The 21,780-nt window shown below is 39.5% G+C and carries 18 protein-coding genes; 9 read left to right on the forward strand and 9 right to left on the reverse strand.

The genetic code is table 11. The features are described from left to right. The 4 genes from RDN93_RS18180 to RDN93_RS18195 all read left to right on the forward strand — a co-directional run. On the forward strand, positions 1-218 hold a 218-nt coding region (locus RDN93_RS18180), incomplete at its 5' end, for a hypothetical protein (protein WP_308746804.1). Further along, positions 193-1,320, forward strand: a complete 1,128-nt coding sequence (locus tag RDN93_RS18185; protein ID WP_308746805.1) for an ImmA/IrrE family metallo-endopeptidase — start codon at positions 193-195, stop codon at positions 1,318-1,320. The genes RDN93_RS18180 and RDN93_RS18185, both read left to right, overlap by 26 nt. Before the next feature lie 2 nt (positions 1,321-1,322). Continuing rightward, positions 1,323-1,823, forward strand: a complete 501-nt coding sequence (locus RDN93_RS18190) for a DUF4411 family protein (protein ID WP_308746806.1) — start codon at positions 1,323-1,325, stop codon at positions 1,821-1,823. An 88-nt stretch (positions 1,824-1,911) separates the two neighbouring features. Further along, positions 1,912-2,343 carry a DUF4143 domain-containing protein gene (locus RDN93_RS18195; RefSeq protein WP_374047426.1) on the forward strand — a complete coding sequence of 144 codons (432 nt, stop codon included), beginning with the start codon at positions 1,912-1,914 and terminating at the stop codon, positions 2,341-2,343. A 215-nt stretch (positions 2,344-2,558) separates the two neighbouring features. On the opposite strand, the gene RDN93_RS18200 is transcribed toward RDN93_RS18195, so the two are convergent. From RDN93_RS18200 to guaB, 8 genes are all read right to left on the reverse strand, one after another. Next, positions 2,559-3,743, reverse strand: a complete 1,185-nt coding sequence (locus RDN93_RS18200) for an OmpA family protein (RefSeq protein ID WP_308746807.1) — start codon at positions 3,741-3,743, stop codon at positions 2,559-2,561. Positions 3,744-3,846: 103 nt separating this feature from the next. Next, on the reverse strand, positions 3,847-5,745 hold the full coding sequence (mutL, locus tag RDN93_RS18205) for a DNA mismatch repair endonuclease MutL (protein ID WP_308746808.1): 1,899 nt from the start codon (positions 5,743-5,745) through the stop codon (positions 3,847-3,849). 13 nt (positions 5,746-5,758) lie between these two features. Continuing rightward, the gene (locus tag RDN93_RS18210; protein ID WP_308746809.1) at positions 5,759-6,058 is read right to left on the reverse strand and encodes a hypothetical protein; all 300 of its coding nucleotides are present in this window, start codon (positions 6,056-6,058) and stop codon (positions 5,759-5,761) included. 1 nt (position 6,059) lies between these two features. After that, positions 6,060-7,793, reverse strand: a complete 1,734-nt coding sequence (locus tag RDN93_RS18215) for an OstA-like protein (RefSeq protein WP_308746810.1) — start codon at positions 7,791-7,793, stop codon at positions 6,060-6,062. Between the two features lie 21 nt (positions 7,794-7,814). Continuing rightward, positions 7,815-9,197 (reverse strand): peptidylprolyl isomerase, encoded by a 1,383-nt coding sequence (locus RDN93_RS18220; RefSeq protein WP_308746811.1) that lies wholly within the window; start codon positions 9,195-9,197, stop codon positions 7,815-7,817. A 9-nt stretch (positions 9,198-9,206) separates the two neighbouring features. Continuing rightward, a complete protein-coding gene (locus RDN93_RS18225) occupies positions 9,207-10,052 on the reverse strand; it encodes a peptidyl-prolyl cis-trans isomerase (RefSeq protein ID WP_308746812.1) in 846 nt (281 codons plus the stop codon). A 54-nt stretch (positions 10,053-10,106) separates the two neighbouring features. Continuing rightward, complete coding sequence (locus tag RDN93_RS18230) at positions 10,107-11,651, reverse strand: peptidylprolyl isomerase (protein WP_308746818.1); 1,545 nt, start codon at positions 11,649-11,651, stop codon at positions 10,107-10,109. A 144-nt stretch (positions 11,652-11,795) separates the two neighbouring features. Next, complete coding sequence (guaB, locus tag RDN93_RS18235; RefSeq protein WP_308746813.1) at positions 11,796-13,274, reverse strand: IMP dehydrogenase; 1,479 nt, start codon at positions 13,272-13,274, stop codon at positions 11,796-11,798. A gap of 175 nt (positions 13,275-13,449) precedes the next feature. On the opposite strand from guaB, the gene RDN93_RS18240 reads away from it, so the two are divergent. From RDN93_RS18240 to RDN93_RS18260, 5 genes are all read left to right on the forward strand, one after another. Beyond that, positions 13,450-15,243: a site-specific integrase gene (locus tag RDN93_RS18240; protein ID WP_308746814.1), complete on the forward strand. Its 1,794-nt coding sequence runs from the start codon at positions 13,450-13,452 to the stop codon at positions 15,241-15,243. 238 nt (positions 15,244-15,481) lie between these two features. Continuing rightward, positions 15,482-15,655: a hypothetical protein gene (locus RDN93_RS18245; RefSeq protein ID WP_004321017.1), complete on the forward strand. Its 174-nt coding sequence runs from the start codon at positions 15,482-15,484 to the stop codon at positions 15,653-15,655. A 321-nt stretch (positions 15,656-15,976) separates the two neighbouring features. Further along, positions 15,977-17,737, forward strand: coding sequence for a DEAD/DEAH box helicase family protein (locus RDN93_RS18250; protein WP_308746815.1), 1,761 nt, complete (start codon positions 15,977-15,979; stop codon positions 17,735-17,737). Between the two features lie 261 nt (positions 17,738-17,998). Next, complete coding sequence (locus tag RDN93_RS18255) at positions 17,999-19,789, forward strand: WG repeat-containing protein (RefSeq protein ID WP_270602716.1); 1,791 nt, start codon at positions 17,999-18,001, stop codon at positions 19,787-19,789. Between the two features lie 21 nt (positions 19,790-19,810). Further along, the gene (locus RDN93_RS18260; protein ID WP_308746816.1) at positions 19,811-20,284 is read left to right on the forward strand and encodes a hypothetical protein; all 474 of its coding nucleotides are present in this window, start codon (positions 19,811-19,813) and stop codon (positions 20,282-20,284) included. Positions 20,285-20,722: 438 nt separating this feature from the next. Here RDN93_RS18260 and RDN93_RS18265 read toward each other — a convergent pair whose 3' ends face one another. After that, positions 20,723-21,412 carry a hypothetical protein gene (locus RDN93_RS18265; RefSeq protein WP_073347618.1) on the reverse strand — a complete coding sequence of 230 codons (690 nt, stop codon included), beginning with the start codon at positions 21,410-21,412 and terminating at the stop codon, positions 20,723-20,725. Between the last annotated feature and the right edge of the window lie 368 nt (positions 21,413-21,780).

The following is a 21,780-nucleotide window of genomic DNA, read 5'->3' on the forward strand; positions in this document are numbered from 1 at the left end:
AAGAAGAAGAGGAAAACCATCGAAATAAAAAAGAGATTACCACCAAATTTGACGAAGAACCAAAAGTTTTATTTCTTCTATTTAGTATGATGAGCAAATATAAATCTCAAACAAACTACATTTTTCTAATTTATCCATCAAAAGTGAAAGATAAATGTTACTTTTGTAGTGACAAACCAACAAAAATACATTATGAGCGTAACCAGGATACATATTAATCAAAACATTCTTATTTGGGCTGTTGAACGAATAGGAAAAACAGTTGATGAATATGTAGCTGAAAACCCTACATTTCAGCAATGGTTAGATGGTACAAAATTACCGACTTTTAAAAGTATAGAACAGTTTGCTCGAAAATTCTATGTTCCTTTGGGATATATGTTCCTCAATGAGCCTCCTCAAGAAGTTTGTCCAATCCCATTTTTCCGTAATATAGATGATCGTTCTCACGATATAAACGTCTATGACACGATAATAGAAATGCAGGAACGACAAGACTGGCTTTCCAATTACCTACGCAAGATGGATTTTGGCAAGGTAAATTACGTAGGCATTTTCACTTCGGAAAATAGTATTCAGGAAGTATGCGACAAGATAAGGGACATATTACAGCTTCCTCATAATTGGGCTTTTGAGTATAAGAATATTGATGATGCCTTAAAATATATCACCAAAAGGATGGAAGACAAAGGCGTAATCATTAGTTACAACAGTGTCGTTGGATTTAATAATTCTCGTCCCATTCCGGTAAAAGTTTGTCGTGGCTTCACGCTAATAGATGATTATGCCCCATTCATCTTCGTGAACAGCAAGGATGCTAAAGTAGCCCAAATGTTTACGTTGATACATGAGTTTGCCCATATCCTAACGGGATATAGCGCCGGAGTTGGTGAAATTGATATAGAACATTCTTCTGAAACAGAGAAATTCTGTGATAAAATTGCCGCCAATTTCTTAGTACCGGAATTATTATTCAAAGAAGTCTGGATTAATCTCGGAGAAGATTATGCAACTTTATCAAAACGTTTCAAAGTCAGTCGCTTTGTTATAGCAAGAAGAGCTATGGAATTAGGATTGATTAGTAGTTCCAGATTTTTTCAGTTATACAATTCTTGGGTAAAAGAACCGATAGCACACATAGAGAACAATAAAGGTGGCAATTTCTACCCATCCGCAATAAAAAAGAATAGCCGTACATTTCTTATTCATGTCAATAACGCACTGAATAGAAATATGCTATTACACATGGATGCTTATCGGCTTACCGGATTAAAAGGCGACACATTCCACAAAATTATAAAATCTCCATTTTTTATTTGACTATGAAATATATAATAGATTCCAACTGCTTCGTAACTCCTCACCGCTCGTTCTGTCCTACAGATGTGGGAGTGAGCTTTTGGAGTAAACTCAGAACCTTAGCTGAAAATGGTAAAATATGCAGCATTGATAAAGTACAAGATGAACTTTATAACAATAGTGATGAACTGAAAAACTGGATGGAGACAAGTCTCAGTGACTCATTCTTTGTAAAATTCGACAATGCCATGTCAGTTCAAAAGCTGACGGCAATAGTCCAGTGGGCTACTACAAATACGTTTTATATTCCCAAAGCTAAAACAAAGTTCCTCCGCATGGATAAAGCTGATATTTATTTAGCTTCTTTCGCTTCTGTCAATCCGGCAGAATGGACAATTGTTTCTATGGAGAGGTCAGCTCCCAACAGTCCGGGAGAAATCAAACTTCCAGATGTATGTATGCAATATAACGTGAAATGTATTCAACTGGAAGAGATGTTTAGGGAGTTGGGAGAGACATATTAGAATGATTTTCCTCGGTTCACTCTAAACAGAACCATCATTCATTTGCCAGCAGCAAACGAAATCGTTTGCTGATAAACTACGAAATCGTTTGTTGGAGTTCGTCCCCATATTCAGCTACTCGCTGAAAGTGCAGTCACGAAACCCCAAGAAAGTGTATGCCATGGACTTAGGATTAGTAAACGAAGCCTCCGCCAATTTTTCAGATGCAACCGGACATAAATTGGAGAATCTTATTTTCCTGCACCTGCGCAGGACATCAAAAAATATTTGCTACTATAAAGACAAAGGCGAATGTGATTTTGTCATTATCGAAAAAGGTAAAGTAATCCGCGCCATCCAAGTCTGCCATCAAATAACCGTTCAAAACTTCAAGCGTGAATATAACGGATTACTGGAAGCCATGAAAGCATTTAACCTATCAGAAGGCATTATCGTCACCACTAGCCAAGCTGACAGTTTCGAAGAAGATGGAAAAATAATCCGGATGATACCTGCCAGCCAATACATCTGCTCTCCTTAAATCATCGATAAGATGAGAGCGCAAAAGAAACATATTCGGCAGCTTGCGATACCGTACTTTCGGCTTTCGCTTCCAGTCGTTTCAGCCACTCCAAAACGGCTTATCCATCAGCATTACGGCTGAAAGCGAGAACCATCCATTTAGGGTTCGCTTTCAGCCGCTTTTCCTTTACAGCAAGCGATTATAGAGAATCGCTGAATGCTGAAATCACTTTATTATTTTGCTGTTTCTACCAGTACAACACGGTTCAGAATCGGTTGACCGAACTTATCGACGCCACCACCGGCAGCAACTTTCAAGTTATCGGCAGGAATTCCATACTTCTTTACCAGCAGGTCTTTAACAACCTGTGCACGTTCCAAGCTCAACTTCTGGTTGAAAGCCGGAGTACCTGTTGCAGAGTCTGCATATCCGTTGATGGTATAGGTAGTGCCGGGGAATTCTTTAATGCGGCTGGCAAGATAAGACAAGTTCATCTCTTCCTGCGGAGACAGTTTGTCAGAACCAATCTTGAAGAATACGGTACGCGGAGCGATATTAGGATCTGTGATAACTACTGTTTCTTCTTCTACTTCAACCGGCTGTTTTGCATCAGCCAACTGCTGTTGCAACTGCATATTGGCGGCTGCCATTGCATTCATCTGGTTACGCATCTGGTTCAGTTCGAGTTCAGAGATAATCTGCGGTACAGGACGTTGGAATCCGCGGGTCGGGAAATAATAAGTTACACCGACAGTTGCACCGAGGATACCGTCATAATCACGTTTGCCACCATGTTCGCCGTCAAACTTACCTTCCAGACCTGTTGCGCTCAATTCAAGGTTCAAGTCAACAGCGTTCGACAAGCGGAAACGGTTGATGATACCTGCATTGAAAGTAGCGGCATCAGTGTGAGGACGAGAGTAAGAATGAGCCCAACCGGCACCGATATAAGGGATGATTTCATATACACGGTTCGGATTGTATCCACCGAAAAGCGCGTTCAGGTTAATCATCAAATCACCATGAAGATTCATGTAATCCCATCTCTGTTTGTAAGAACCGTCTTCTCTCGGACCACCGACTACATAGTCAGCAGTTTCATTCATCGTGAATCCTTTAGCTTGCAGACCACTGTACTGCATACGCAGTCCGAAGCCCGGAGTTAGCCATTTGCCGACAGACACGTTGAATGTAGGAGCAACACGGTCTCTGAATTTGCCGATATGGTCATTATTGCCATACAGCACCTGAGCACCGCCCCCTACAGAGAAGAACCAGTTGCTCCAGAACGGGTTGGTTATTACTTGATATTTATCTTGTACCTGAATCACTTCGTATTCAGTTACCGTCATAGTCTGCTGCGCAGAAGCGACAGACGCAACGCCGGCAAAAGCCAGCAACATCAGAATCTTTTTCATATACCTAATAGTTAAGTGGTTATTTAAATCTTTTTCATTGTTGAACTAATTAAATAACACGAACTGAACTAAAAGGTTTTAGGAAAAGATGAAATTATTTGCTTTATTTGAATAAACGTTCGATATCTTCTTCTTTGATTGTCGTCAATACAACCTTCCCGTCCGGAGTGTAATTCGGTGAGGGACAAGCGAAAAGATTATCAACAAGACTGACCATTTCTTCGTTGCTCAGCACTTGTCCGTAAACGATTGCTGCCGCACGTGCCAATGTCAGTGCCAGTATATTCTGTATTTCTTCCTTGACATCGTTCCCTTTTTCCATTGCCGTATGTAGCATATTACGCACCAGTTCGACCGGATTCAGCCCTTCGATACCGGACGGAATGCCATTGATGGCATAACTTCCGCCGCCCAGATTGCTCAAATCGAAACCTACTGCCGACAAATCATCCATAATACTTTGCAACACGGCAGCTTCCGAAGCGGGCAATTGCAATATTTCGGGGAAAAGAACACCTTGCGACACACCTTGCTTCTGCTGAATCTGAACCATATACCGGTCGAAAAGCACCCGTATATGTGCCCGGTGCTGGTCGATAAGCATCAACCCGGATTTTACGGAAGTCAGAATAAACCGTCCCTTGAACTGCAAATGCTGGTTTCCTTTTTCTATCACAGGTTCGCTGGCATATAAAGTAGAAGAAGCCATAGAAGGCATTGTCTCCATTTTTTCTTCTATAACGGACGTTTCTTCGCTGACAACAGAGTCTTCCCATTCCATTTCAGGCTCCGGCATCGGATTATTCATCTTGCTGGCTTTCGTCAGACCGCCATACAAATCCTCCCATTCCACCTTTGAACGGCTATACGAACCGCCGCTACCGCCTGTCGGAACTTTGAACGGATTATAATCCGAGTTATAATGCACTCTAGGAGGCTCGGAAGTTGTCTTCTGTTCAAATGCCGGAATATCGGGCATATCTTCCGTATCAAAATCAATGGAAGGGATAGCACTGAACTTACCCAACGACTCTTTCACCGATGCCGAAAGTATCTGCCAGATGGCCTGTTCATTCTCAAACTTGATTTCGGTCTTGGTCGGGTGAATATTCACATCGATATTGGCCGGATCTACTTCAAAATAGATAAAGTAGGAAATCTGCTCGCCGGTGGGAATCAACTGTTCATAGGCCTCCATCACTGCCTTATGGAAGTAAGGATGGCGCATATAACGCCCGTTGACGAAGAAATACTGGTGAGCGCCTTTCTTACGGGCTGTTTCCGGTTTGGCTACGTATCCGGAGATTTTCACCATGGTAGTGTTCACTTCTATATTAAGCAACTGCTGATTGAGCTTTTTACCGAAAATAGCCATAATGCGCTGACGCAATGGAGATACCGGAAGATTGAAAAGTTCCGAATCATTGCTATAAAGTGAAAAGGCGACTTCCGGATGAACAAGAGCGATACGTTCAAATTCAGCAAGGATATTACTCAGTTCGGTTGAGTTCGCTTTCAGGAATTTACGACGGGCGGGCACATTAAAGAACAGGTTCTTTACGGAGAAGTTGCTTCCTTTTGAACAGGAAACAGCTTCCTGGCTCTCTACCGTAGAGCCTGCTATCACCAGCTTCGTTCCCAATTCCTCCGATTCCGGGCGTGTCTTCAGTTCTACCTGAGCCACTGCGGCAATGGAAGCCAAGGCTTCTCCACGAAATCCCATCGTGCGCAGAGCAAACAAATCGGCAGCTTCACGTATCTTGGAAGTAGCATGACGCTCGAAGGAAAGACGGGCGTCCGTTTCGGACATTCCCTTTCCATCATCGATAACCTGAATGCTGGTCTTCCCCGCATCAGTCACCAATACATGTATATTTTGCGCATCTGCATCAATCGCATTCTCCACTAGCTCCTTGATAACAGATGCCGGACGTTGTATCACTTCGCCGGCAGCAATCTGGTTAGCTACCGAATCAGGTAACAAATGAATAATATCGCTCATAATTCAGTTAAAATTAAAAGTTCCAGCTTCCCGTTGCCAAATAATGCCACAAATACAAAAGGAAAGCAATGATAACCAATATGATTCCGAAAGAGACCGGTTTGCGGCCACTTGCTTTTCTTCTTTTCAGGTGAGTAGTTCCTTCGATAAACTTACCACGAATATCCTCCGGATTAAATTCTTTCTCCGGCAGCATGCCCAAGTCGCGTTTTGCGTTCTCTTCCATCTTGGCGAGCTTTTCCTTGCGCTCATCCACGTAAATGTATTGATGATTAAAGCCACGAGGTTTCCTCATCGAATTAAACATTCCCATACTACTTCATATTAATTAAGTTTCGCTTTTCTGTTTTTGGTCGCCGGTCGGTAGTCGGTTTCAGAGTTTCCCCTTCCCGCTTGCTCCGCCAGTTGAATATATCATCCTTATTCAGCGGACGGACATAGTCGAACCAGGCAAAAGTAGGCAGACGCAGTTTGTCGGGCGGTATTTGATCCATCGGATACATCGTTCCGTTGGACTTGCCGATAAACAGTCCCTTCTCCATCTTCTTGTCTTTCATGTAAAGATGAAGCACACTGCCTTCCAGACAATTGAATCCGGTCATCGTGCTGTCCTTCTCTTCGGGATAAAAAGCAGTCTGTACATTACCAACCACCTCGATATGCCGCATATCGCCATCTATGAAATAGGCTTTCATCTCCTTGCCGGACACTTGGTTATAATGGATGGAGTCTTTCATTTCCACCGTCAAAGCCTGGTTGATGATATGCGCCCAGTCAATGGTACTGTCATTCATATAAATCTTAATCTGCTCGCCCAGTAGCTGCTGGCCGTCATTCCAAAGAATCGGGTCGGTATACATGGTCATGCAGGAGTCCTTCGAGTTATACACCAGCGAGTCGCATACTCCCTGCACATCGGTACGGTACATACGCACTTTATGATACGCCTTCATCAAACGGAACAAAGAGTCGGTATTCAGATTGTAAGATACCACCTGCAAGGTATCCCCATGCATAAAGAGACTATCCCCCTGCGAATAATCAATGGCAACCGCCCGCTTGGTGGCAAAGGCAGAATCCGTCAATTCATTATAGAAGCAGTAATCGCCCGTCAGCATATTCTTATTGATAGTATCCGTCATCTTCACATTATCGAACGCCTCACCATAACCGACGACACGGTCGTAGAACAGACTGTCGCCCACCAGTTTCTTTCCCTGGTTGGTCAGAATGGAACGGTCGAGCAGTTCGGCTTGCTCGGTCAACGTGTTATAGAATCCACGTTCGGAGTAGATGTGGTTATTATCACTCACAATGTTCGAAGGACCGAGGATAACGGCTATTTTGTTCTCCGTATTATACCTTAATGTATCGGAAGTCAGCACAAACTTGGGATTCACGAGTTTCACATCGTGGTTGAACACTGACTGTTTCGTGGCAGGGCTGTATTCGCCCCAGTCGGAAGTCAGCACGTTCTCTTCATCCATCAAGGTTCCCCCTTCAAAGTAATACCCGAGATCATAGAGACGGTCGTAGTTCAAGCTGTCTGTCAGCAGGGTCGTATTGCGGTTAATCATCTTCACGTTTTCACGGAGCTGCGCAATCTGCGTCATTCCGTCATAGTAAAGGTAATCACCATATATAAATAAGGTGTCTCCCTGCTCCATACGTACATTACTGAAAGCCTCCACCGAGTTGGTTTTCTCGAAAATCAAGGCACTGTCACAGTACATATACATACTGTCATGGCGCATCTTCACGTTACCAATCAGCACTTGCACATCAGGGCGGGCCAGCTTGTCCGCCTGACCTTCGTCGGCATGGAGCAAATAAACCTTCGTCTTTTTATTCTCCGGCTGCTTCTGTGGCGGCCGAGCCGTTTTAGACGTATCCGCAGCCGGCTTCGTTGAAGTCCCCTTATTAGTTGCAGGTTTCTGTCCCGTAGGCCTTACTTGCGCTACAAGACATACACCAAACAGGCATAGAAAGCCTATAAGGAGCCATCTATGCCTGTCTTGTTGTTTATCTTTCTTATTTTGTTTCAGCATATAAAGTCAAGCTGTTAAACATCAATCCTTCTTCACCCAACCCGGGTACTTGAAGTCACACTTCTGCCAGTTTTCGTTGATGCGTACATATGTGTTTTTCTGCTTGTTCAGAATCCACTTCTGCAACATCTCTTCACGGCGTTTATCCATCACGATCTCTTTCAAGTCTTGATAGTCTTCTGCGATGGTAGCTTTATGACCGTTGATTTTCGCTTTCAACTTTACGATAGCACATACTTCTTTTCCGTCCTTCTCGTTTATCATTGTAAAGGCTTTTGAAATTTCGCCTACGTTCATCTTGTCTACCACCTTAGCTACATCCTGCGGAAGATCCTGCATCTGGAACTTAGAAGTCGTGACACCGGAGTTCTCGTTGATGTTCACCATGATACCGTGGTTGTTGCGGGTATCCTTATCTTGTGAGATAACGGCAGCCGCTTCGTCGAACGTGAATTTATTAGCGCGGATATCATCTGCAATAGAGTCCAGACGTGCACAAGCTTCGGTCAGTTCTTTTTCCGACACTTTCGGACGCAACAGGATATGACGTGTATTGACGCGGTCGCCACGCTTTTCAATCAACTGGATAATGTGATAACCGAATTCCGACTCTACAATCTTGGATACTTTCTTCGGATCCTGCAAGCTGAATGCCACATTCGCATAAGAAGGGTCCATCATACCACGTCCCATGAATCCGCATTCGCCGCCTTTTATGGCAGATGCCTTATCCTCGGAATACAAACGGGCCAACGTTGAGAAGTCGATTTCTCCTTTTGTCACACGATCCGTATAGTCGCGCAGCCTTTTCTTCACATCTTCGATTTCTGCAACAGGAATTTTAGGTTGCAGCGTGATAATCTGCACTTCTACCTGCGTCGGAATGTAAGGGATACTATCCTGCGGAAGGTCTTTGAAGTAACGGCGTACTTCTGCCGGAGTTACTTTGATTTCCCCGACTAATTTCTGCTGCATCTTCTGTACTGTCAATCCGTCTCGTGCATTATCACGCAGTGTTTCACGAATCTGAGCGGAAGTCTTATTGAAATACTCCTCCATTTTCTCTCTTGAACCGATCTGCTGAATGTACATATTAGTCAGCATATCTACTCGCTGGATGATTTCCGCTTCGGAAACCTCAATACTATCCAACTTTGCCTGATGCAGGAATAACTTCTGAACAGCGATTTCTTCGGGAATCACACAATATGGATCGCCGTCGAATCTGCGTCCATTATACAAGGCGTCCATACGAGCCTCTTCTACATCTGATTTTAAAATAGCTTCGTCACCTACTACCCAAACTACTTCATCAACCACGTTGTCCTGGGCATAAGTTACCACGTTAGCAAAAACTGCCAGGACAAGGGTAACAACAAATCTAAAGTTCACAAACTTCTTCATTCTTTGTATTTAATAATTATATATAATCTTCTTCTTGCTTGCCGCCTGCTGATACAGATCACTCTTTACTTGTTCCATAAAACTCACCCGTTTCTGATTGACCAGCAAGTCCTTCACTTCCGCCCGGGCAAACTCATACGGTTTTTCCTCCCCTGCTCCACGATAATCGCTCACATTCAGGAAATAATGAAATGCCGTATCTTTCAATTCCACCTGACGGTGTTTGTTCACATATTCTTCCGGCGCTTCTACTTTCAACGGAATCAAGTCCAGCACATCTGTCACCGGCACCCATTTGTCATAGAAGTATTCATATTTCACCGCATTCTGCAAACTATATTTCTCAAGACTTTCCACAGCATCCTGTTTATCCGACTTATACCATCTGCGGACATTATTCAACTGGGGAGCCGTCAGCGGCACTTTAATAAACAATCCTTTTATCAACGGGCTTTCCAGTTTAAACAATTCCTTGTTTTTCTCGTAATACTCCGCAATCTCCTGTTCGGGAATGTCTTTCGCCAATTTCTGGTTAATCAACTCCTGCTGATAAGTATGCATAATCAACGCTTTGCGGTAATTCTCCACCAGTTTGTCCACATCCACATTATCGGGAATATTGTTTGCAGCCTTTTCATACAATAAAATCTCTTCAGCCCAGCTACGAATATAATGCTCGGCGAAGAGAATGCTATCGTCTTTTGACAGTCCGACGGGAAGTACGGACATCAAATCTTCTTTATATAAAAAGTTACCGTCCACCTCTACCAAAGGAGTCTTTCCTTTGTGGTCGCGCTGTTCCTTGCACGCTCCACAACCAAGAAGGGTAATCAGTAAGAGGACTAATATTCGCATTGTCAATTGAAATCTACTTATTTAAGGTACGAAGATAGTGAATAATCGGTTACATCAGTTATTATTAACTGTTTTTAAAACCTCTTGGTTTATTTCAACCTTACCGGACTCCTTCAATTCCCGCGTCCAGTACGTGTCGAGATAGGTTCGATAATCCTTCCGCACCTGTTCTATCACTTCCCGATAATCATCCGGCCCCTTCTGTTTCCCACCGGCCACAATGGTAAAAGGATAAGACACAACAGGATCAAATCCACCTTTCTTGAAAACCAGTTTATCTACATATTTATTGTCTCCGACGGCAAAAACTCCCTGCTCAATCTGTATCTTTTCTACCCCCGACACATTAAAAGCTTGCCGAAGTTTATCCACCCATTCATTTTCCGGCAGTTTCTTCAATATTTTTTTCGCCTGCTTGGCGGTCTTTTTGTCGGCACAATGAAGAACGACTCCTTTATAACGCGGACTATCCCACCGATAATCCGATGAGTGAAACTTAAAATAAGTTGCCAGCCCGGCACGATCATTCATCGCGGGCAAGTCTACTTTTTGCCGTGTCACCTCTTTTATGAGATACTCTTCATCGGATTTCTGCAAAGCATAGCGGATTTCAGGATACTTTTTATCCATATTCCTGCTTTCATAATCCAACAATGACTTGGCTATAAATTCATCGAGTTGACGTTTTACAGCCTGCGGATGCGAAGCGGCAAATCGTTTGAACAGACTCCCCGTATAACGTTGCCCGTCAATGGTAAACAAAGTCTGTTCTGTTCCGCCTTTCAATAACAGTTCTTCTATACCCGCCTGATTCGGAGCATATTGCCAGTCCTTTTTCAATCGTTCCACTACTTTTCCGATAACTTTATCCGGTATCTCCCTGCGGCGCATACGTTCTGTCAGTCTATCGGCAACTTCTTCATAGGCAGGCATCTCTTTCCGGTCAATCACTTTCAGGATATGGATTCCTGCAGGAGTAAAGAACGGTTGGGACATTTCACCCTTCGACAGAGCGAAAGCCACATTCTCAAATTCGGTAGTTGTCTGCAAACTTTCTATCCAACGGCTTTGCTTATCATCCGAATACTTCTCTACCAGACGGGCGAAATCCAGTCCGGGCTGATTCTGTATCATCCAGTAGATAGAATCCATGCGGGACTTCTGTTCTTCCAAGTGCCGGGAAGTAATCGTTTGCGGCAGATATTTAAAAATCTGCATGACTTGCACTTGTCCGCTACGTGCTTGCAGTCCCATTTTCTGATATCGGGCACGGACACAGCTATCCATCACCGACTTATCTATCAGATAAGCATCCGTCAACTTAGTTCGGGCAGCTTTCTGTTGTTCACGAAAAGCGGAAGTCGTATCGAGCCCGACAGCTTTTGCCGCTTCTACCTTTTGCATGGATTGAGCGAAAAGTGCCGCATACTCCTTTGGAGAAAGATTGGCATCTGCGCCAACCGCATTATGACGATACGAATATTCAAACTCCGAACGGGATATATCTCTCCCGTTGACACGCATCAATACAGGGTCTTCCTGAGCAAAGACCAAGATTGCGAAGAGACAGACACACCCTGACAACAGACTTCTTTTCATCATCTATTCTTATTTTTCCAAACAACAATAACAAGTATCCCAACCAACGAGTAATAAACAACAAACGGTGAACAGCAAACATACGCTGATTGGCACAGCTTGTTCACCGTTCACCGTTAGTTAACAGTTCACCGTTTATATTTGTTATTCCGGACGGCTATAATTAGGCGATTCACTGGTAATCGTCACGTCGTGCGGATGGCTTTCCATCACACCGGCATTGGTAATACGGGTAAACTTCGCGTCATGAAGTTTCTCAATATTAGCAGCGCCACAGTATCCCATACCTGCACGCAGACCGCCTGTCAACTGATAAACCACTTCGAAAAGCGTACCTTTGTAAGGAACACGTGCAGCGATTCCTTCCGGAACGAGCTTCTTCACGTCCGCTGTCCCACTCTGGAAGTAACGGTCTTTCGAGCCGTTCTCCATCGCTTCCAAAGACCCCATACCACGATAGGACTTGAATTTACGGCCATTGAAGATGATAGTATCACCCGGAGACTCTTCAGTTCCCGCAACCAACGATCCGATCATTACGCAATATCCACCGGCAGCCAACGCCTTCACCACGTCGCCCGAATAGCGCAAACCACCATCGGCAATCAAAGGAATGCCTGTACCTTTCAGTGCTTTCGCTACCTCATATACAGCCGACAACTGGGGAACACCTACACCGGCAACTACACGGGTCGTACAGATAGAGCCCGGTCCGATACCTACCTTCACTGCATCCGCACCTGCTTCCGCCAACGCCTTCGCTGCTGCTCCGGTAGCAATATTACCTACTACAATATCAATATTCGGGAAGCGCTTCTTCGCTTCTTTCAGTTTCTCGATAACAAATGCAGAATGTCCGTGAGCCGTATCAATAACGATAGCATCCGCACCTGCATCCACCAAAGCCTGCATACGTTCCAGTGTATCGGCAGTCACACCCACACCGGCAGCTACACGCAGACGTCCTTTGGCATCTTTGCAAGCCATCGGCTTATCTTTTGCTTTTGTAATATCCTTATAAGTAACAAGACCGATCAGCTTTCCGTCCATTCCTACAATCGGAAGTTTCTCAATCTTATGTTTCTGAAGAATCTGTGCAGCAGATTCCAAGTCAGTAGACTGGTTGGTAGTTACTAATCTTTCTTTAGGAGTCATGACAAGATCAATATGTTTTGCCATATCTCTTTCAAAACGCAAGTCTCTGTTAGTAACAATACCTACCAGATAACCTTCATCATCCACAACAGGGATACCACCGATTTTATATTCAGCCATAATATCCAAAGCGTCGCGAACGGTAGAACCTCTCTTGATAGTCACAGGATCATAAATCATACCATTCTCGGCACGCTTTACAATAGCAACTTGTCTTGCTTGTTCTTCGATAGACATATTTTTGTGAATCACACCGATACCACCTTCACGAGCAATGGCAATAGCCATTTTCGCTTCGGTTACCGTATCCATGGCAGCCGTCACAAAAGGTATTTTTAACTCAATGTTTTTTGAAAACTTTGTCGAGAGATCGACAGTGCGCGGTAAAACTTCAGAATAAGCGGGGATCAACAATACGTCGTCGTAAGTTAACCCATCCATTACAATCTTATCAGCAATAAATGACATAGGGCTATGCGTTTAAAAATTATTGCGTGCAAATATACGGTTTTTATTCAAAATGCGCAAACTGTGCGCCAGAATATTTAATGAGGGGGGGCTAATTAATACCTATCAGAAAGAATTGCCTTAAAAGAACACATTCAAAGAACCGAATTAAAGAACAACTTTAAAGAACAAGATTATGGAAAGGCAGATTTTTATTAATGAGATGCAAGCTCGTTTCAATTTAAGAAAACCACGTAGCGAGAAGCCAACCAATCTCTATTTAGTATGCAGAATAAACAACAAACAAGTTAAACTATCTACAGGGGTAAAGATATATCCAGACCACTGGAATGAAAAAAGACAAGAAGCATATATCAGCGTACGCCTATCAGAGTTAGATAATATAAATAACACTATAGCGAACAAGAAAATCACAAAACTAAAAGAATATTTCATCGAATTTAAGCATTATCTTTGTATGCATCCGGACGAGATTGGAGAAAGTATGAAACTATTAAAACAACACATATATAAAGATAGGATGAAGAAAGAATTACAGAAACCCGCAACTTTTATAATGAAACAAATTATAGAAGCAAAGACTTGTGCAGAAAGCAGTAAGAAACAATATCGTTCTAACATAGACAAATTCGAGCGTTTTCTCAAAGAGAATGAAATTCCCAATACATGGGAGAGCATGAATTTAGATACTATCAATCGCTACCAAAAGCAAATCATAAAAGAAAACCCATTGCATCCTCATAACACTTTACGTAACATAATTAAAGGAACTATATTTAATTTACTAGGGATAGCAGATAAAAGACTGGATATTCCTTTCAAATGGTCTGACAGCAATTTAAACAGTTTTGAGTTCGTGAAAGATAAATCCAACAAAGAATTAGCAGACAACAAAAAAGTTTCATTAACAGAAGAGCAACTGAATAAATTCTACAAGCATATCATCACAGGAACAGAAAGACAAATAAAGAAATACACAGAAATCAGAGATTTATTCATACTACAATGTTTAGTTGGGCAACGAATTGGAGATATGCAAAAATTCTTTAATGGAGATAATGAAATGGACGAAGAAGCAGGAACCATCTCTATTATACAACAAAAGACAAAAGCCAGAGCTATAATTCCACTATTGCCATTAGCCAAAGAAATTATATCTAAATATGAGAATAAAGAATTATTATATTATAAAGAAAGAAAGTCCATTGTCAATGAAGCCTTAAAAGAAGTAGCAGAACAAGCAGGATTAGACGAGCCTATCACTTATGAAGAAAACGGGATTAAACAAACCCAACCTCTTTATAAATTACTGCATACACATACAGCAAGGCATACTTTTATCACAATATTGTGTAGAAAAGGCATCCCCAAGGAAACTGTTATTATAGCGACAGGACATGAAGATACAAAAATGATAGACAAAGTTTATTCTCATTTAAACAGTAAAGATAAAGCAAAGAAAGTCTCTAATGCTTTCAAAAGTTTAAATAATGGCATTTTTAATATGGGCAAGATGGAGACAAATTCTCTCAATGAAACAAAGCCTACGAACGATACGACTAATAACATCACCTTCGATACTTTGCTAGACACTCAATTTTTTGCGTCTAAAATCAATAAAGCTGTTGAACTACAATCACAGGTAGGTCATTTGAAGAATGGAAAGCTGTGTAGCTATGACAATGAAATCACGTCCCTTATAAGCGAGATAGAAAAATTCTCCCTATCTTCCACTTCTGATTCTGATGTGGCAAAACAATATGTGAAACAGTTATCTGTTGGGAAGCAGTCAGACCTACATGACTGTTTTAGGGAAATGATTATCAAGTGCGTTAAGATTGGTATCAGTAAGGATGCAATTATGCAGTTTATCAATAAGGCTTTGGAAATAGGCTTGTTGGATAAGGAAAGATTCACCAATATAAAAGAAATCACTACAGCCTTATTGGATAAAAGGAATCAGGGCTGACAAGCTTTTTTGGAAATCAAGGCTTCTGGTAAGCCTGAACATCATATTCTCCCCGAACAGCTACGGTTAAGGGGAGAATTTTTGCTTTATTGCATCCTCAACTCAAATATTCCACAATTTCGACTTGTCGTTTGGTGATGCGGTCGGGACTTTATACCTTTGCAATGTGATTGAAAGTCAGAAATGACCGAGTTTCTCGTCACCCAGATTCACCACTACAAACCTAAATCTACTTCAAATGAAAGAACTGACCTACGCAGACATTCGTAAAGTGGCACTAGAGCACGGTATCAAGGACACAAGGCTGCACATTGGACTTTGGGCTACTGACCGATACATCAAAAAGCGCAAAATGGTTCAAGGCAAGACCTACACAATCTACCTACCGCATCATAAACAGGAACAGGAATGATTTTTTAGTTCCAAACCTGTCGCCAAGCTAACATAATAAGAGGTGTTTTCTTCATAAAACTTTTAAACTAAAGTTTTAAAAGACGCTTCCGCCATAAACGATATAATACAAGACATAACATTTAGATTGCTTGACTATGCTAAGTCAGCGGTAAAGTAATAGGCGTAGTAATACGCTTATTATTTTATTCTTATGGACGAGTTTTTCTTCAAAGCGTCCCTATATAGGAAGAAAAAAATAACCCTACTTAAACTTAATCTAAAGTCAGATATTTCAAATACACAGATTACAATTTTATAAATCTAAGTTAATCTAAACACAATGAAACAAGAAATCATTAATGGTGGCAATGCCCGATATTTGGGCGAATTAGAAAGATTTAAAGATGGTATTCCTTTTGGCATCGTAAACAAGACAAAGACAGATGTAGGTGGCACTTATGTGGCTGCAAATTGCAGTAGTAACTATATTATCGTATGCCCATTCAAGGATTTGGTGGATAGCATAGCAGCAGATAAGAATAACAGGTATGAGGTATTCAAATGTTATGGTGGTATAAGAGAATACCAGTTCAGGAAATATATCAAAAACAATACCACATATAAGATAGCCGTGACCTATGACAGCCTGCCAAAATTAATTGGATGGTTGAGCGGTACAGAAGGGTGGAAAGTCTTGGTAGATGAATACCATTTAATTTTGGAAGACATGGATTTCAGATATGATGCAATTAACGGCTTGATGGAAGAAATACAGAAGTTCAGGCATTATTCTTTTCTGTCTGCCACTCCAATTGACCTTGACTTTGAGATAGATTTCCTGAAACAGCTTCCACATTACAAAGTCCAATGGAATGGAGTGACGAAAATAACCCCTATCAGATACAAGGTCACGCAATTAACCAAAGGACTGGCTAGATTCATACAGATATTTTTGGATGAAGGCATATCACTCCCAGACATAAACGGCAATGTCAGCAAAGTGGAAGAACTATATATTTTTATCAATTCTGTGACCAGTATCAAGCAGATAGCAGATACGTTGAAACTGAATCCAGATGATGTGAAGATATGTTGTGCTGACAGGATTAGAAATAACAAACTGTTGGGCGAATACCAGATTGAATCAGTCAGTAGTCACAATAAGAAGATTAATTTCTTTACAAAGAAATGCTTTCAGGGATGCAACCTTTTCACCAATAACGGGCTGATAATAGTAGCCAGTGACGCATACAGAACACAGACTTTGGTGGATATAAGTACTACTATGGAACAGATAGCAGGCAGAATCAGAATCAATGACGAATACCAGAACATCTTTAGGAATGTGATAGTCCATCTGTTCTCCACCAATAAGAATGTTATGAGCGATGAAGAGTTTGAGATGTTGATGCAGGACAAAGAGAAGGAAGCTGACAAGTTGCTAAGCGGATGGAGCAAGCTGGATAAGGAAGAGAGACAGACCTATATTAAGAGGATGAACCTAGACACTGAACTAGTCTCCATCATTAATGGCAAGATGGTGTATAACAATCTGAAAAAACAATCCTTCATTTATAAGCAGGCACTAAGGAAGACATACAAGGATGGAATCAGCATCAGGGACAGTTTTATGCAATCAGAGAAATTTGAGCTTACCAACCAGAATAAATGGAAAGATTTCAACATAAAACTGGCAAAGGCTATGGCTGTCAGTTATGAGCAATTACTAAAAGATTATCTGGATTCCCCTTCTGAATCTTATGAACAGGAATATCCAGAATTTCCACTAATCAAAAGATATTTGAAGGAATCTGAAATGAATACTCTTAGATGGAACAGGGAGAAGATGCTAAAAGCTGTAGAGGACAAGAAACAAGTTGATAAAGTTTTCTTGGCTATATATCAGCCTGGCTTTATCAGCAATAAGGATTTGAAAAGCAAATTGAAGGATGAGTTTGGCAGATTGGGAATCAAGTTATCCCCCAAAGCTACCCTGATAGAGAATTGTACTCTTTACAATGTGGAGAAGGCAAGCAGGAAGATAGATGGAAAAACTGTTAGTGGCTATGAACTTGGCAAGATGGTATTTACCTTTGAATAAGAATCTACCAATATGACAGAACAGGACAAGAATAAAGCTCCAGACCATTAATCAGGTTTGGGGCTTTTTTTAATAAGAAACTAATTTTAACACTTGAGAGGATATTAAATCAGGAAGGCGGTATAGAGAATAGTAATATTATATCAAATAGAATTACAATACATTGATTTATAATAACCTTGTTTTTTATTCTGTATAAATCCTATTTGTTGTTTTTATCTTTTATTATATTTGTACATCGTATTGAATTAAAGAATAATTATGGATAAGCCTCTATTTTCAGAATACTGTCATGCACTAGAATACAAACATTTATTTAAAGGTCATGATGATATGAATTTTTATTCAGCAAAGGAAGGTGATAATGATTACATAATGGTGGATGATTATGACTGTGGAAATTATGACGTATGGTCTGAAATACCAATTGTTCTCTTAGAGAATGACAGATTACTTTGTAAACGTGACGAAAAATATGGTGTAGTAAATGCAGAAGGTTGGATTGTTATACCTTTTGTTTATGATAGATTTGATAACAGAGAAGAGTTTGAAAATGATAGATATAGTGTTTTATTAGACAATAGATGGGGAGTGATAGACGCATCAGGAAGGGAGCTCTTTCGAATAAAATATAGTAATCCTATTCCAATATTAAAGTTTCCCAAAATAGTTTCGAATGATATGATATGCAGAGGGACTATACTTGTTGAGGATGCAGATACTCACCGTCAAGGATTAGTTAATTTTAATGGTCAAGAAGTCATTCCTACAATATATTCTAAAATAGAACAAAGTGGAAACTGGGACTATGTTTTTGTTAATTGGGGAGCTATAGAAGAACCTAAACCTAATTGCACATGGAATGGTATTTGGGGATGTTATAATTGGCAGGGAAAGGAGGTAATTCCCGTAAAGTATCATGCCATTCATTATATTAATGGTTATTTTATTGTAGGAGATGATGAATATAATGATTGGGAAGATAAATACTATGGGATATATGATTTATATGATTTACAAGGTAATATGATTATAGGTGGATTTAATAATTGTCAAATCGGGACAAATTATTTTATTTTCAATTTTGGAATTACCATTAAGTCACACTGGGAAACAACTTATTGGGGGGACATTGAATATGATGAAAGATTAGTAGAAGAATTGAATTGTGATAAAATGTGTTCTATTATTGTTGATAAAGAGCTAAAGTCACTAATTCCTAGGCATTTGATTGAGCAAACTCGTGAAGAAGCGGAATATGAATTTGATTTTTTAATGAATAATTTGCCTATAGGTGAAGGGTTGCTCATTGGAGAATGTCCCAAATTGTTCCAAGGTAAAAAATACAGTAAAGATGATAAGATTATAAAAGGAATTAGTGTTCGTTCAGCTTCTTCCATAAATGACTTCGCTGTAAAATATAGCTCAAATAAAAAAGTTACAATGGACGATGGTTCAATAGTGCGATTGACAGGGATTATTTTCAACAATGAACGAATAGTTATTGCTCCGATATATATAAGCATAAAATCAATAAGCGATAGGTTGTTTTTTGTTCTAAATAAAAAAGGTTTAGTTGGTATAAGGGATATTTCAAAAGAATTGCTAAAACCACAATTTAACTTAATTGCTAATCCACATAATAACATAGCTATCGGATTTAAAATAGCATATATAGAAGAAGAGGAGATATATCAATGCCAATGTTCTTTATTAAAGTTCAATGAAGATTCTATCCATCAAGAGGATATTGTGAAAATGACAGGTTCACAGCTATATGAGTTGCTATATTGTGAGTTTTCAAATTGGAGAGATTTTGAATTAAGTGAAGAACATAAAATATTGATAACGCAGTACTGGGAACATATATTTAGTAAAAATGACACTTTCTGGTATTCATATTGTAATAATTTTAAATATCTTTGGAAGGATGAACATTATGAAGAAATTAGAGGAAGTATGTCCAATGATTCGACGGACTCGTATAATTGGGAATATTATAATGATGGTTTGGATATGGACCAACAAGATGAACGTTTTTGGAATTTTTGATTAATATATCTGCACACTAAGATGAAATATGAAGAATTATTAGAAAAAGACGAATGGGAAGTTAAACGCTATGAGATATTGGCTAGAGATAATTACACTTGTCAAGATTGTGGATGCAGAGGTATTAACAATGATATATTTTTCCCTATTTCTAAAATTAGCGATTTAAATAAGCTACTTCCAGATATCTTATTAAATGGTGATAATTTGGAATCATTTTGTAATGGTATTAATTGGGTTGGTAAGTCTATGAAATCTCCAGTCCATTTGCAAATAAAAATTTTAAATAATAAATTATGTATTTATACAATCAATACACATTCTATATTTGAATCCCCATTTCTTTTTGCAGCAGATAATGAGGTCTCAAATATCCATTTTAAAGAGATAAATATAAATGATATCTGTCATACAAAGATAGAAAAGTTGAAAAGGGAAGATTGTTTGCCTTTTTATTTAAAGAAGATATGGGGCAGACGAACTATGCAGCAATAAACTATTCTTGCAAAAATGAAAAACTTGAAATACTAGAACTAAATATATTCTTTGAGAATAAATATTTTCATTATTCTTTCTCTCATTTACATTATTACAGTGAAGGGACAGTTTTCAATTTTATTCCATTAAATATTCATCACCAATATTATATACGTGATAAAAAGCCTTGGGAGTATGATAATAATGCTTTAGTAACCTTATGTTCACGTTGCCATCAAAAAAGACATCAACAAACAAGTACTCCATTGTACACATTAGATAGGCAATTGATTTATTCTGCCTTGCCTGTATGTGACCGTTGTCAAGGAACTGGCTATTTGCCTCAATACCATTATTATATGGGAGGGATATGTTTTAAATGTCATGGTGAGGGTGTGTGCGAATATTAGATACGCCCTATTAATGTCTGAAATTGTTATCTAATATCTTATAAACCTACCTATTTTTATCATAGACTTTTATTGGATATAAATATATTTCCCAGGGATAATTGATATTTTCTTGAAAGTTAGGATTTAGTAAATAATATTCATAAGTTTTAAAAGGTAGCCATTCTCGTGATAAGAGGCATAATTTAGTACGATACATATTCCCTTCTTTATTTAATTTCACTCTTCTTTCAAATTTCCAGTTGGATTTCTTCCTGAAATAGCAATATATTAGAGCAGAACTATTTGTATCATCTCCTTTTAAGTTAATATCTATAACCCAATCATATGGAATAATACCAACTTTAATAGCTTTCATTTTGTTATTTTCTGTTAGTTCCTCATTTGAACATCTAATGTATTTTCCTTCTGTATCTTGTACCACATTAATTGTTTCTGTTATAATCTCTATTCCATTAAAAAATGCATCCTTTATTTCTCCTCTTATATGTGAATATCTTCCAAACTTATTATCATTGTTAGGATAATATTTCTCATAAACATCTGCATCTACCAAATAAACTCTACTACAGCGTTTTTTACTATATATTTCAGACTTCAATCTGGATATATATTCATTAATTATTTTTTGGTGAGCCAGTTTATCTCGCATAGACAATCGTTTAGAAAGAAAGAAAATATGATATGCAATAAAGGTTGATATAATGATACTAAATATTGACAAAGCGACTTCCATAGTTTATTCAATTAGTTATTTACCGCAAAGATAAAAAAATATATGGTAAGATTACAGTTTTATGTATTTTCATTGATAATCATTAATATACACCAACTCTGATGTACGGTATCTTAAAATCATCCCCCTTTTATTGAGGAAGTGTTTTTTATTTGGAGTTTATGCTTTGATAGAGTGAAACTATTAGTCAGACAGTGAGCGTATCAGATGTATATCGTGCATAAGCCCCTTCTGTTACCCAAAACACCCCCATACCAATCATTAGGAAAAAGAAAGGATTGCATGAATTGCTATTCAGCCCACAAACCTTTTGAACTTCTTAAATGTGCGGACTTATCAACGATTTGTATATGTCTACATATAAAGAT

Source organism: uncultured Bacteroides sp. (assembly GCF_902491285.1).
Lineage (GTDB): Bacteria > Bacteroidota > Bacteroidia > Bacteroidales > Bacteroidaceae > Bacteroides.